Genomic DNA, 14,026 nt, shown 5'->3' on the forward strand with positions numbered 1-14,026 from the left:
CGCCGGCCGGATCAGTCGTCGCCCGACGAGCGATCGTCGGCGGCCCCGCGGAGGTGGCGCGTACGGGACGCGAGGGCACGCCCTCGTGCCGGCGGTGGCGGCTGGACGAGAATGGGCGCCGTGCGGTTCGGGATTCTGGGCGCGACCGAGGCCCACACGGGTGACGGTCGCCGGCTCACGGTGGGCGGACCCCGGCTGCGCGCGCTGCTGGCCCTGCTGCTGCTCGACGCGGGGCGGGTGGTGCCCCGGGAACGCCTGATCGACGGCCTCTACGGCGCCGACCCGCCGGCCAACGTGACCAACGCCCTCCAGTCCCAGGTGTCCCGGCTGCGCCAGGTGCTGTCGGCGGGCGCGGCCGACCCGGTCGAGTTCCACCCGGCCGGCTACCGGCTCGCCGTGGACCCGGACGACGTCGACGTGCACCGGTTCACGCGGCTGGCCGACGCCGGGCGCGCCGCGCTCACCGGGGGCGACCACCGCCGCGCCGCCGCCCTGCTCCGGGAGGCGCTCGGGCTGTGGCGCGGTGAGCCCCTCGCCGACGTGGACGCGCCGTTCGCGCCCGCGGAGGCCGGCCGGCTGCGCGACCACCGGCTGGGCGCCGTCGAGGACCGGATCGAGGCGGACCTGGCCGCCGCCGGGACCGGCGTGGGGGACGTCCGGTCCCTCGTCACGGAACTGCGCGGCCTGGTCGCCGCCCACCCGTTTCGGGAACGGTTGCACGGCCAGCTCATGCGCGCCCTGCACGCCGACGGGCGCCGGGCCGAGGCGCTCGCGGCCTTCGCCGACCTGCGCCGCCTGCTCGCCGACGAGCTGGGCGCCGACCCCTCCCCCGAGCTGACGGCGCTGCACACCACGCTGCTGCGGCACGAGGACGCACCAGGGCCGGCCGCGCCGCCCCGACCGTCCCCGCTGCCCGGGCAGCTCACCAGCTTCGTCGGCCGAGAGGAGGAGCTGCGCCGGCTGGCCAAACTGCTCGGCGAGTCCCGGATCGTCACGCTGCACGGGCCCGGCGGCGCCGGGAAGACCCGGTTGGCCCTGGAGGCCGCGCAGCGCTACGCGGACGAGGTCCGCCTCGTCGAGCTGGCCGCGCTGCCGCCCGGGGCGCCGGTGGCCCCCGCCGTGCTGGCGGCGCTCGACCTGCGCGACACCCCGCTGCGCGTGCCGGGTGGTCCGCGCGACGTCACCGACCGGCTGGTGGCGGCGCTCGCCGACCGTCGGCTGCTGCTGGTGCTCGACAACTGCGAGCACGTCGTCGACGACGCGGCCCGGTTCACCGCCCGGCTGCTCGGCGCGGCGCCGGGGGTCCGCGTGCTCGCCACCAGCCGGGAACCGCTGGGCCTCACCGGTGAGGCGCTCTGCCCCGTCCTCGGCCTGCCGGTGCCGGGCGACACCGCGCCGCCCGAGCAGGCCCGCGCGTACGCCGCCGTGCGGCTCTTCGCCGAGCGCGCCGCCGACGTGGCACCGGACTTCACCCTCGACGCCGACACCGTGACCGAGGTGCTGCGCATCTGCCGTACGCTCGACGGCCTGCCGCTCGCCATCGAACTCGCCGCGGCGCGCCTGCGGGCGCTGCCCCTCGCGGAGGTGGCGGCCCGGTTGGACGACCGGTTCCGGCTGCTGAACCGGGGCAGCCGGGTGGCCGCGCCGCGGCATCAGACGCTGCGCGCGGTGGTGCGGTGGAGCTGGGACCTGCTGGCCGAACCCGAGCGGCGGCTGGCCCGCCGGCTGAGCGTCTTCGCCGGCAGCGCCGACCTGACGGCCGTGGAACGGATCTGCGCCCCGGTCGGCGCCGACGTCCTCGACGTGCTGACCGGCCTCGTGGAGAAGTCACTCGTCGAGTCGGGCGACGGACGGTTCCGGATGCTGGAGACGGTGCGCGCGTTCGCCGCCGAACGGCTCGCCGAGGCGGGCGAGGCCGACGAGGTGCGCCGCGCGCACGCCGCGTACCTCCTCGATCTCGCCCGTGCCGGCGACGGGGGGCTGCGCGGCCCGGCGCAGCTGGACTGGCTGCGGCGCCTGGACGCGCACCGGGCCGACCTGCACGCCGTGCTGCGCCGGGCGGTCGACGACGGTGACGTCGGCACGGCCCTGCGGCTCGTCGCGGCGCTGTCCTTCTACTGGTGGCTGCGCGGCCTGCGCGGCGAGGGGGCGGCGCTGGCCGCCCGGCTGGTCGACCGGCTCAACGGCCCGCCGGCCGGGCTCCAGGAGGAGTACGCCGTCTGCCTGCTGGTCACCGCGCTCACCGGCGCCGGCGGCGCGCGTCCACCGGACGTCACGCCGGCCGGAATGATCCTGTGGGAACTCGGGCGGCCGCCCGCGTACCCGTTCCTGCTCTACCTGTCCGGAACGGCCGTCGGGCCACCGTCGCGCGACTGGCTGTCGACGCACGGCGTCGGCGAGAGCCGGGAGTCGGTGCTCGGCGTCGACCCGTGGAGCCGGGCGATCGGGTCGGTCGGCACCGGCACGCTGGCGATGCTCGACGGCCGGTACGAGGAGGCCCGCGTCGAGCTGAGCGCCGGGCTCGACGGCTTCCGCGCCATCGGCGAGCGGTGGGGAATGATCCTCGCGCTGTCCAGCCTCGTCGAGGTCGCCTACCGGGTCGGTGATCCGTCCGCGGCCACCGCACCCATGGCGGAGGCCCTGCGGCTGGCGGGTGAGCTGGGGTCCGCACTCGACACGGCGGAGCTGTTGCGCGCCCGGGCGGAGGGGCGGCTCGGGGCCGGTGACCTGACCGGCGCGGAGGACGACTACCGGCGGGTGGTGGAGGTTGCCCAGCCGGCGGGTGCGCCCGAACTGGTGGCGGCGGCCCACCTCGGCCTCGGCGAGATCGCCCGGCGGCGCGGCGACCTGGAGGACGCCCGGCGGCTCTGCGAGCAGGCCCTCGCCGAGTGCCCGACCGGCTGGTTCGGCGCCGAGATGGTGCGGCTGGGGGCGCTGGTCACCCTCGGGCACGTCCACGCCGCGGCCGGCGAACCGGCGGCGGCCCGCGCCCTGTTCGTCGAGGTGCTCGGCGCGACCGCGAGCATCTGGGACCTGCCGACGCTCGCCGCGGCCGTGGAGGGGCTCGTCGGACCGGTGCTCCGCCGGGGCGAGGCGGAACGGGCCGCCCTGCTGCTCGGCGCCGTCGCGGCCGTGCAGCGGGACGGCGCGCCCGACGCCGCCTCGCAGGCGCCCGCCCACGCGGCGACCCGGGAACGGCTCGGCGCCGCCCGCTTCGACCGGCAGTTCCACCGGGGCGCCGCGCTCGATCGGGACGAGGCGCTGGCGCTGCTGACCGCCGCCTGACGAGGGACGCCGGGGCCGTCAGCATCTGGTGCGCGCCCGGTCAGTGGCGGCGGTGAGGCTGCCGGCATGACCGACGAGACATCGGCCGTCGTGGCGCACGGGCTGCGCAAACGGTACGGCCGCACCTCAGCGCTGGACGGGTTCGACCTGACGGTGCCGGCGGGATCCGTCTGCGGGCTGCTCGGCCCGAACGGCGCCGGCAAGACCACGGCCGTGCGGATCCTGACCACCCTGCTCCGCTTCGACGCCGGCCACGCCCGGGTGGCCGGCCACGACGTGACCCGGCACCCCGACCGGGTGCGGACGGCGATCGGCCTGACCGGGCAGTACGCGGCCGTCGACGAGACGCTGAGCGGCCGGCAGAACCTGGTGCTGTTCGCCCGGCTGCGGCACCTGCCGGCGCGGGTCGCCCGGCGGCGGGCCGACGAGCTGCTCGACCAGTTCGGGCTCGCCGACGCCGCGGGACGCTCGGCCGGGACGTACTCCGGCGGGATGCGGCGCCGGCTCGACCTCGCCGCCAGCCTCATCACCACGCCACGCGTGCTGTTCCTGGACGAGCCGACCACGGGGCTGGATCCGCGCAGCCGCAACGCGCTGTGGGACGCCGTCCGGTCGCTGGTCGCCGACGGCACCACGGTGCTGCTGACCACCCAGTACCTGGAGGAGGCGGACCAGCTCGCGGACCGCATCTGCGTGGTCGACGCCGGCCGGGTGGTGGCCGAGGGCACCTCGGCCGAGCTGAAGTCCCGCATCGGCGCGGACCGGGTCGAACTGGTGGTCCACCACGCGGCGCAGTTGGCCGCAGCGGCGGGCGTCGTCGAGCGGGTGACCGGCGGGCCGGTGACGGTGGACCGGGAGATCCGGCAGCTCGGCGCGCCCGTCGTCGACCGGATCACGACGCTCGCCGCCCTGCTCCGGGCGTTGCAGGACGCCGCGATCGTCGTCGAGGACGTCGTGCTGCGGCGGCCCACGCTGGACGAGGCGTTCCTGCACATCACCGGGCACCGCGCCGGCGGTCCCCGCGAGCGGACGGAGGTGAGCGCGTGAGCGCGACGGTGACGACACCCCGCACCCCGGTCACCGGGCCGGAACCGACCCGGACCGGCGGCCCGCTGGCCCGGCTCCGCTGGGCGGTCGCCGACGGCGCGGTGATGGCCGGCCGGAACATGCGCCACGTGATCCGCTCGCCCGAGGAGATCGTCCTCTACTTCAGCCTGCCGATCATGTTCGTGCTCGTGTTCGGCTACGTGTTCGGCAGCGGCATGGCGGTGCCCGGCGACGGCAGCTACCGGGAGTTCCTGCTGCCCGGCGTGTTCGTGATGACCATGCTCTACGGTCTGGGCGCGACCGCCTCCCAGATCTCGCTCGACGCGAGCCGGGGCGTGGTCGACCGGTTCCGCTCGCTGCCGATGGCCCGGTCCGCGCCGCTGACCGGACGGGCGGCCGCCGACCTGCTGCGCGCACTGCTGGAGCTGACCGTCCTGGTGGTGTGCGGGCTGCTGGTCGGCTGGCGGTGGCGCAACGGGACGGGCGACGCGCTGGCGGCCGTCGGTCTCATCCTGCTGCTGCGGTTGGCGTTCACCTGGGTGGGCATCCTGCTCGGCCTGCTCGTGCCGAACCCGGACACGGTGTCGGTGATCGTGTTTCCGCTCGCCTTCCCGCTCACGGCGCTCTCCAACGTGTTCGTCGCCCCCGACCTGCTGCCGGACTGGCTCGGTGCGGTCGCCGCGTGGAATCCGCTCTCCGCGACGGTGGCCGCCGCCCGGGAGCTCTTCGGGAACCCGGGCATCGGCGGCGACTCGTGGGCGGCGGAGCACGCGCTGGCGCTGGCGGTCGCCTGGCCGGTGCTGCTGATCGTGGTCGTCGCCCCGCTGGCCGTCCGCCGCTACCAGCGCCTGAGCCGCTGACGACGTGACCCGGGATCGGGGCCGGGCGCCACCGGCGCGGCGTGGCCCCGGCCCGGGTGACCCGGCCCGGGTCGCAGCCTCGGCGCGCGCTGGCCCGGGCCCGGGGTCATGCCCGGCCCGGGGTCACGCCCGGCCCGGGGTCACGCCCGGCCCGGGGTCACGCCCCGGCCGGCGCGAACAGGATGTCGAGCTGGGCGTCCAGGGCCGCCACCGCCTGCTCGGCGGTGTACTGGCCGCCGAGCAGGTAGATGCCCAGCCCCTCCATGAGGGCGAGCAGACCGGTGGCCCGTTCCTCCCGCCACGGCCCCGGAATCAGGCTCGCCATGAACGCCACGAGCTCCCGGGTGTCCTCCCGCAGCCCCTCGCCGGCCTCGGGCCGCACCGCCGTGTAGGCGAGGAACGCGAGGGCGACGCGGCCGTCCTCGCGGGACTCCTCGGTCAGCGGCAGCAGCGTGGCGATCATCGTACGCAGCAGCAGCCGGGGCGGCGGGTCGTCGCCCAGGCGGCTGACCGCCTCGGTGACCCGGGCCTGGTTGCGCTCCCGCACGACGGCCATCGCGAAGGCCATCATCTCGTCCTTCGTGCGGAAGTAGTGCTGCACCATGCCCGGTGAGACGCCCGCCTCGGCGGCGACGTGCCGCAGGCTGACGGCCTCCATCCCCTGTCGGGCGGCGACCCGCATCAACGCGTCGGCGATGCGCGTACGCCGCTCGTGACGGTCGACCTTCTTGGGCATGGCCCCCATGCTGTCACGGTGCGGACTCCCCCGCCCCGTCCGTCCGCTCGTGTCGATCATGGACTCGCCGTGGGGCGGAATGCCCCGTCCCGACGCGCGGTTCGGTGATCGACGTGGTCAGCCGATCGTGACCGTGCCGGCCGCCGCGTCGACCGTCACGAGGTCGCCGGTGCGGATCGCCCGGGTCGCGTCCGGGACGCAGATGACCGCGGGGATGCCGTACTCGCGGGCGACCGTGGGGCCGTGCGCCATGACCGCGCCGGTCTCGGTGACGAGCCCGCCGGCGGTCAGGAACAGCGGCGTCCAGCCGGGGTCGGTGGTGGGCGCCACGAGGATCTCGCCGGGTTCGAGGTGGGCGGTGGCCGGGTCGTGGACCACCCGCGCCCGCCCGGTCGCCACTCCGGCCGAGGCGCCCACGCCCCGCAGCGCGCCGTCGGGCGCGGTTGCCGGGGCCAGGGCGACCTCCAGGTCCGTCCCGTCGGAGAGCAGGGCCACCGGGACGCGCCGGCGGCGCAGCTCCCGCCGGTGCACGGCACGCCGGGCGGCGGCCGTCTCCCGGTGGTCGGCGCGCTCGTGCACGGCGGTCGCGACCTCGTCCAGGGTGAGGAACATGACGTCCTCCGGCCGGTCGAGCAGGCCGGTGTCCGCCAGCTCGGCCCCGATGAGCAGGAGCTGGCGACGCATCTCGCGCAGCCGGTACAGGCCCGCGAACTTGCCGGCCTCGCGCAGGCCGGCGAGGGACCGGGCCCGGCGCAGCAGGAACCCGGCGAGCCGGCCGCGGACCGGCCGCCGGCGGCGGGCCCGCGCCACCAGCTCCTCCAGGCGGGCCTCGGCGGTCGCGGCGGCGCGGGCGAAGCGCCGGTCCGGCGCCTGCTCCGGGTCCGTGAGCCGCAGGTAGTTGGCGATCATGGCGAAGACCGGGGCCGGATCCTCGTCCCAGCGGGGCACGCCCAGGTCGACCTCGGCGACGGCGCGGTGGCCGTAGCGGTCGAGGAACTCCGCGAGCCCGATGTCCGGCAGCGTGCCGTCCCGGTACCGGCGGGCGAGGTCGTCCGGCGCGGTGGTGAGCAGCAGGTCCCGGTGGGGCCGCGCCCGCTCGGTGACCCGCCACAGCGCGAGGTCCATCTCGATGGTGACGTTGTGGGGCATCCCGCCGAGCACCGTGTTGATCTCGTCGCGGTCGGCGACGCCCGCGAGCAGGGGGCCCGGCAGCGCCGCGGCCAGCATGCCGGCGACGATCGGCCAGACGATGTCGTCGGGGCCGGCCGAGGGGTCCTGCGCGCGGACGAACCGGAGGCGGTCGGCGGCGGTGTGGAGCCCGGGTGGGGTGACCGACTCGGCCGCGAGCCGGTCGAGTTCGCGGAACAGGCGGGCGCGGGCGGCGTCCGGGCGGGCCAGCGCCCGGGTGACGCCGGTCAGGGCCCGGACGGCCGTACGCGCGCTCTGGCCGCCGCCGGCGCGGCGGGTGCGGCCGCGGCGACGCGGCGCGAAGCGGGGGTCGGCGAGCACCCGCTCCATCACCGCCTGGGCGCGCGGGCCGAAGTCGACCGCCATGAGCTTGACCAGGCGCTTGCGTGCGAACGGGTCACGCGCGAGGTCGGTGAGGTCGCCGTAGAGCCGACCGCCGATGTCGGTGATCTCGACCCGGAGCCCGAGGCTGGCCACCATCGCCGCGATGAGCGCCTTTAGGGTGGACATGCCCATCGGGGTGGCCGGCCGCAGCATGCCCTGGACGTGGCCGAACTCCAGGTAGACCCGGGGTGCCGGGTCGTCGGTGGCCGGTGGGAGGGGGAACAGCGTGGTGATCGGCCGCGACTGCAGCAGCCACAGGACGCCCTGCCGGTCGTACGCCCACTCGACGTCCTGCGGGGCGCCGAGCCGGCGCTGGAGCCGCTCGCCCACCTCGCGCAGCTCGTCGAGCTGGGCCCGGGTGAGCACGCCCCGCTCGGGGCCCGGCGTCCCGTCGAGCACGTACCGGTCGACGTCGCCGGCCCCGTCCACGACGGCCGTGCCCAGGCCGGCGGCCGCCTCCACCACCATCTCGGTCCGGCAGCCCGTGACCGGGTTCGCGGTGAACAGCACCCCCGCCGTGGCCGCGTCCACCATGCGCTGCACCACGACGGCCATCCGCACCTCCTGGTCGATGCCGTGGGCGTCGCGGTAGGCCACCGCGCGGGCGGCGTGCAGCGACCGCCGGCACTTCTCGACGGCGGCCAGCAGGTCGGCATCGCCCTCGACGCCGAGGATGGTGTCCTGCACGCCGGCGAAGCTGGCGTCCGGGAGATCCTCGGCGGTGGCGCTGGAGCGGACGGCCACGGGGCCGCCGCCGAGCCGGTGGTACGCCGCGACGATCTCGGCCTCGGGCAGCGCCTCGGAGGCGGGCGTGGCGGTGGTGACGCAGAAGCCCTCCGGCACCCGTTCCCCGGACCGGACCAGCTCGCCCAACCCGGCCGCCTTGCCGCCCACCAGGTCGGTCGTCCCGGGGGTCAGCTCGGTCAACGCGATCACACGCATACGGGCACCTCTTCGCAATACGACTGCATTGCGAACACGGTAACGCGCTTTGCAATGCGACTGCAATGCAAAAGAGGTGCGGGTCTCAGCGGGGACGCCGCGCGGACCGGCAGTAGACGTCGCCGGAGTTGACCTCGTAGGGGAGCGACCGCAGGTGGGCCGCCATGCGGGCCTCGGACATCCACTGCGGGGAGGCCAGCGCCATGGTGTCGCCGAGCGCGAGGTTGAAGGCGTGGAAGCCCAGCGCCGTGGCCCGGCGCAGGCAGCGGCGGGCGACCTCGCGTCCGATCGTCGTGAACTCGAAGGAGAGGGCGGGCACCGGCCGGCTCAGGCCGGCCAGGACGGCGTCCTCGAAGCCCTCGACGTCGATCTTCACGAAGGCCGGCACACCATGGTGGGCGACGAGGTCGTCGAGGGTCACCGACCCGACCTCGATCCGCGCGTCCCACCGTTCGCCCTCCCACCCGGCCGCGCCGTCGGCCGCGCGGATGAAGTCGGTGGAGGCGGTCGAGATGGTGGGGTTGGCGGAGTTGACGTTGAAGGCCACCCGGCCGGCGGCCTCCGCGCAGACGGCCTCGACCACGGTCACCCCGTCGTCCGAGCCGTAGATCGCGCGCAGCGCCCGCGTGCAGGGCGGTTGCGGCTCCACGGCGACCACGCGGGCGCCGAGCCGGCGGAAGCTGCCGACCCGGTCGCCCACGTGGGCGCCGATGTCGAAGACGAGGTCGCCCGGCCGGACGAACTGCGCGTAGAAGGCGTCCATGGCCGCGTCCCGCGCCGGGTCCCCGTAGTAGACCTCCAGGGAACGACGCACCGAGACGGCGGCGGGATCCGTCTTCAGGGCTTCGATGGCGCCGGTTCGGTCCACTGACCGGAATCTAGCCCGGGCCGAACCGAGACGTACTCACTTTCGGTCAGGGCGCGATGCGCAACCGGCGGATCCGCTGGCCGTCGTACTCCTCGAAGCGGAACCGCAGGCCGGCGACGGGGCTGCCCGGGAAGTCGCCGCTGATGGTCGCCGTGACCACCGTGCCCTCCGGCGCCTCCTCGACGTCGGTGATCTCGTACGTCACCAGCGGCACCTCGCGCCGCCACCGCCGGATCGCCTCGATCCCGCGGTGCGTCCTCCCCTCGTCCTCCACCACCGCGTCGTCGGCGAAGAGCGCGAGGTAGGCGTCCCCGTCCGGCTGGCCGGCCAGCTCGAAGTAGCGACGGACGATGTCGGGTGTCGTGGTCATGGCGGGTTTCCTCTCCTGTGGGGTCAGACCGTCGGGACGGTGCCGCCGTCGATGACGTGCTCGGCGCCGACGATCGCGGCGGCGCGGTCGGACACGAGGAAGGCGACGGGACGGACGCGCTGCGGCGTCGTACAGTTACTTCTGAACTAGAAGTTAGTCGCTTCGACTTTAGCACCAACCCTCGGAGGGGGAAGCAGGATGGCCGGCAAGATCCGCCTGGAGGACCGCGAGTGCCCGCTCTCCGCGACGCTCGGCGTCGTGGGCGAGTGGTGGACGCTGCTGATCCTCCACGACGCGTTCGACGGCTACACCCGCTTCGAGCAGTTCCAGGAGAACCTCAAGATCTCCTCCAGCATCCTCACCAGCCGGCTGCGGACGCTCACGGCCAACGGCCTGCTGGAGCGCCGCCGCTACCAGACGCACCCGGACCGGTACGAGTACGTGCTCACCGACCTCGGCCGCAGCCTGCGGCCGGTGATCGTCACCCTCGCCGCCTGGGGGAACTCCCGGCTCCGGCCCGAGCAGCGCAGCATGATCCTGGTCGACCGGGAGACGGGCGAGGAGGTCGAGCCCGTGGTGGTGGACCGCGCCACCGGACGTGAACTCGACCCGGAGAGCTTCGTCTTCGCCGCCGGCCCCGCGGCGAGCGAGGTCATGCGCACCCGCTACGCGGGGGTCACGCCCACACCGCGCCCGGGCAGCTGACGCCCACCGGCGCCCCGATTCCCCGCCGCCACCCCGTAGCGCCGCGCGGCTTTACCGGGTAGAAACATGCCGATCCCTTCCATCACGGCGTGATACGAGCCGCAGGTGCGAGAGAGCGCTCTCACCGCACCTCACCCACGTCGCCGCCCGGACCTCCGGCGCGGCGGAGAGGACGAACCGGATGACACACTCCCCCGGCGCGCGGCGGCTCCGCCGCGCGCTCATCCTCGGCCTCGTGCTCTGCACGGCCGCCGGCACGACGGGAACGGCCGCCGGCGCCGCCCCGTCCCGGCACCGCCCCGCGGACCTCGGCCCGCGGGTCACGGTCTTCGACCCGAGCATGCCCGTCAGCGAGATCCAGGCGACGCTCGACGCGACGTACGCCCGGCAGGTCGACGACGAGATGGGCACCCAGCGGTACGCGTACCTGTTCAAACCGGGCACCTACGGCACCCCCGAGCAGCCGTTGCAGATCAAGGTCGGCTACTACACCGAGATCGCCGGCCTCGGCGCGTCCCCCACGGACGTGCGGATCAACGGCAAGATCGAGGCGTACAACCGCTGCCTGGCCGACGGCGGCACCGGCAACTGCATCGCGCTGGTCAACTTCTGGCGTACGCTGTCGAACCTCTCGCTGCGCATCGACGCGGCCGGCCAGGACGGCTGCCGGGCCTCGGCGAACTTCTGGGCGGTGTCCCAGGCGGTGTCCCTGCGACGGCTGGACGTCTCCGGCGGCGGGCTGTCCCTCATGGACTACTGCACCGCCGGCCCCCAGTACGCGAGCGGCGGCTTCATCGCCGACTCCCGGCTGCCGGCCGTCACCAACGGCTCCCAACAGCAGTGGCTGACCCGCAACAGCGAGATCGCCGGCTGGTCCAACGCTGTGTGGAACCAGGTCTTCGCGGGCGTCGTCGGCGCCCCGGACGACGCCGGCTTCCCCGACCCGCCGTACACGACCCTGGACACCACCCCCGTGAGCCGGGAGAAGCCGTACCTCTTCGTCGACAGCCGCGGCCGGTACCAGGTCCGCGTGCCGGCGGCGCGGCACGACAGCCGCGGCGTCTCCTGGGCCGACGGCCTCACCCCGGGCCGCACGGTCCCGCTCGACGACTTCTTCGTCGCCCGCCCGGGCGACGCGGTGAGCACCATCAACAGGCAGCTCGCACGCGGGAAGCACCTCCTGCTCACCCCCGGCGTGTACGACGTGGCCCGCAGCATCCGGGTCAAGCGTCCCGGCACCGTGGTGCTCGGGCTGGGCCACGCCACCCTCACGGCCGTCGGCGGCGCCGTCCCGCTGGAGATCGCCGACGTTCCCGGCGTGATCGTGGCCGGCGTGACCGTCGACGCCGGCCTGCGGGAGTCCCCGGCCCTGCTGCGCGTCGGCGACCGACACGGGCGCGACCGCGCCAACCCCGCCGACCCGACCACCCTGTCCGACGTGTACTTCCGCGTCGGCGGCCCGCACGTCGGCCGGACCAACATCGCGCTGGAGGTCAACAGCGACCACGTGCTCATCGACCACACCTGGGTGTGGCGCGGCGACCACGGCGTGGAGGGCTTCACCGAGGGGGTCAACGGCGACACCGACCGCTGGCGGACCAACACCGGCCGCTACGCCGCTGTCATCAACGGCGACCACGTGACGGCGACGGGGCTCTTCGTCGAGCACTTCCAGCGATACAACACCGTCTGGAACGGCGACCACGGCACGACGATCCTCTACCAGAACGAGCTGCCGTACGACCCGCCCACACAGGCCGACTGGATGAACGGCGACGTGCGGGGGTGGGCCGGCTACAAGGTCGGCGACCGGGTACGCCACCACACCCTGTACGGCGGTGGCGTCTACGTCTTCAACCAGAACAACCCCTCGATCCACACCGAGAACGGGTTCGAGGTGCCGGAGACCCCCGGCGTCCGGCTGCACCACGTCATGACCGTCAACCTCAACGCCGGCACGATCGACCACGTGGTCAACGGTGTGGGCGAGGCGGCCGACACCACCCGGGTCGGCGCGCCCGTCTACGTGGCCGAGTACCCGGTTCGCTGACCCGCCGGCGGCGGGTCGGTGCCTCTGCGCTCCGGCCCGCCGCCGGCCCCTCCCGCGGCGTCGACCCGGCCGTGGACGACGACACCGGGCAGCCGGGCCGCGGCCTGGAATCCCGACGCCGACCGCCCCCGCCGGGCTAGCCTCGCAAGCGGGGGGACGACCCGTCGAGTCGCCTTTTCGCACACCCCCGTGGCCGCCGCCGGAGGCCGGCCGCCACGACCTCTCCTCGGGTGTGCGAAGGGCGCAGATGACCGCTCGACCGCAGGACGGGCCCTGGCGGTCCCGCGACTTCCGGCTCCTCGTGGCCGGCCAGACGGTGACCCAGCTCGGCACCGACGTCACCACGCTCGCGTTCCCCCTGGTCGCCGTCCTGCTGCTGGACGCCACGCCGTGGCAGCTGGGCCTGCTCGTGGCCGTGCAGAACGGCGCGTTCCTGCTGGTCGGAGTCCCGGCCGGAGTGTGGCTGGACCGGCGGCGGCTGCGGCCCGTGCTGATCGCCAGCGACCTCGTGCGGTGCGCCGCGCTCGTGACCGTCACGGTGGCGGCGGCGCTGTCCCGGCTGAGCCTGCCGCTGCTGCTGGCGGTCGCCGGCGTCATGGCCGTCATGCGGGTGCTGTACGACATCGGCCACCAGTCGTACCTGCCGATGGTCCTGGGCCGTCGTCACCTCCTGCGGGGCAACTCGGCCGTCGAGACGGTCCGCTCGTCCGGCCAGATCGCCGGTCCCGGCCTCGGCGGGTGGCTCACCCAACTCGTCGGCGCCACCAACACGTTGCTGGTCGACGCGGCGAGCTTCCTGCTCAGCGCCGCCTGCCTGGCCCGGATCCGGACCCGCGAGCCGGCGCCGCGCCGCACCGGCCGCTCCGGGGTGGTGTCGGAGGCCCGCGACGGACTGGCCTTCGTGCTGGCCCATCCCGTCCTGCGCGCGATCGCCGCCACCAGCGCCTGGTCGAACCTCCTCTTCACCGCCGCCACGGCCCTGCTCGTCCTGTTCCTCGTCGACACCGGGTTCGCGCCCGGCACCGCCGGCATGCTGCTGTCCACCGCCCCGGCCGCCGCGCTGCTGGGCGCCGCGACGGCCACCCGGCTGGCCCGCCGCGTCGGGTCGGCCCGCGTCACCTGGCTGTCGCTGGTGGTGACCAGCCCCGCGAACCTGCTCATCCCCCTGACCCGGCCGGGCTGGGGCGCGGTCGCCTTCGTCGCCGGGATCGTCGTCGGCGGGATCGGCCAGGTGGTCTACGGGATCGCGCAGGTCACCTACCGGCAGACCGTCGTGCCCGACCGGCTCCTGTGCCGCGTCAACGCCAGCATGCGCTTCCTCGTCATGGGCGCGATGCCGCTCGGCGGCCTGCTCGGCGGCGTACTCGGTGACGCCCTCGGCGTCCGGACCACCCTCCTCGTCATCGGCGTCGGGCTCACCCTGGCGCCCGTACCCCTGCTGCTGTCACCCCTGCGGCGGGTGCGTGACCTGGACGAGCTGGCATCGCGGCCGGTGGGTGGCGCGCCGCCGGTGACGACCGCCGCGATGGGATCTTGACCGTCCGAATCCGCAGGTCATAGGCTCGCGTCAATGTGCCATTTCCCGAGAGGG

The 14,026-nt window shown here is 75.1% G+C and carries 10 protein-coding genes; 6 read left to right on the plus strand and 4 right to left on the minus strand.

Annotated features, from left to right (window positions below; all coding sequences use genetic code 11):
* The first annotated feature begins 111 nt into the window (after nucleotides 1–111).
* The 3 genes from OG994_RS15075 (at nucleotide 112) to OG994_RS15085 (ending at nucleotide 5,192) form a co-directional block, all read left to right on the plus strand.
* Entirely contained in the window at nucleotides 112–3,285 is a 3,174-nt protein-coding gene (locus OG994_RS15075; protein WP_328853618.1) for a BTAD domain-containing putative transcriptional regulator, read from the plus strand.
* A 66-nt stretch (nucleotides 3,286–3,351) separates the two neighbouring features.
* Nucleotides 3,352–4,332: an ATP-binding cassette domain-containing protein gene (locus tag OG994_RS15080; protein WP_328853619.1), complete on the plus strand. Its 981-nt coding sequence runs from the start codon at nucleotides 3,352–3,354 to the stop codon at nucleotides 4,330–4,332.
* A 104-nt stretch (nucleotides 4,333–4,436) separates the two neighbouring features.
* A complete protein-coding gene (locus OG994_RS15085) occupies nucleotides 4,437–5,192 on the plus strand; it encodes an ABC transporter permease (RefSeq protein WP_120331515.1) in 756 nt (251 codons plus the stop codon).
* Between the two features lie 157 nt (nucleotides 5,193–5,349).
* On the opposite strand, the gene OG994_RS15090 is transcribed toward OG994_RS15085, so the two are convergent.
* From OG994_RS15090 to OG994_RS15105, 4 genes are all read right to left on the minus strand, one after another.
* The gene (locus tag OG994_RS15090; protein WP_328853621.1) at nucleotides 5,350–5,928 is read right to left on the minus strand and encodes a TetR/AcrR family transcriptional regulator; all 579 of its coding nucleotides are present in this window, start codon (nucleotides 5,926–5,928) and stop codon (nucleotides 5,350–5,352) included.
* Nucleotides 5,929–6,045: 117 nt separating this feature from the next.
* Nucleotides 6,046–8,442: a PEP/pyruvate-binding domain-containing protein gene (locus tag OG994_RS15095; RefSeq protein WP_328853622.1), complete on the minus strand. Its 2,397-nt coding sequence runs from the start codon at nucleotides 8,440–8,442 to the stop codon at nucleotides 6,046–6,048.
* 85 nt (nucleotides 8,443–8,527) lie between these two features.
* Entirely contained in the window at nucleotides 8,528–9,310 is a 783-nt protein-coding gene (locus OG994_RS15100; RefSeq protein ID WP_240033191.1) for an FkbM family methyltransferase, read from the minus strand.
* A 46-nt stretch (nucleotides 9,311–9,356) separates the two neighbouring features.
* A complete protein-coding gene (locus OG994_RS15105) occupies nucleotides 9,357–9,680 on the minus strand; it encodes a nuclear transport factor 2 family protein (protein WP_328853623.1) in 324 nt (107 codons plus the stop codon).
* A 198-nt stretch (nucleotides 9,681–9,878) separates the two neighbouring features.
* Here OG994_RS15105 and OG994_RS15110 point away from each other — a divergent pair, with 198 nt between their 5' ends.
* The 3 genes from OG994_RS15110 to OG994_RS15120 all read left to right on the plus strand — a co-directional run bounded on the left by OG994_RS15110 (nucleotide 9,879) and on the right by OG994_RS15120 (nucleotide 13,972).
* Entirely contained in the window at nucleotides 9,879–10,385 is a 507-nt protein-coding gene (locus OG994_RS15110) for a winged helix-turn-helix transcriptional regulator (protein WP_120331467.1), read from the plus strand.
* Nucleotides 10,386–10,566: 181 nt separating this feature from the next.
* Nucleotides 10,567–12,435: an adenylyl cyclase gene (locus OG994_RS15115; protein WP_328853624.1), complete on the plus strand. Its 1,869-nt coding sequence runs from the start codon at nucleotides 10,567–10,569 to the stop codon at nucleotides 12,433–12,435.
* Between the two features lie 247 nt (nucleotides 12,436–12,682).
* The gene (locus OG994_RS15120) at nucleotides 12,683–13,972 is read left to right on the plus strand and encodes an MFS transporter (protein WP_328853625.1); all 1,290 of its coding nucleotides are present in this window, start codon (nucleotides 12,683–12,685) and stop codon (nucleotides 13,970–13,972) included.
* Nucleotides 13,973–14,026 lie beyond the last annotated feature (54 nt).

Source organism: Micromonospora globbae, from assembly GCF_036184225.1.
GTDB classification, from domain to species: Bacteria; Actinomycetota; Actinomycetes; order Mycobacteriales; family Micromonosporaceae; genus Micromonospora; species Micromonospora globbae.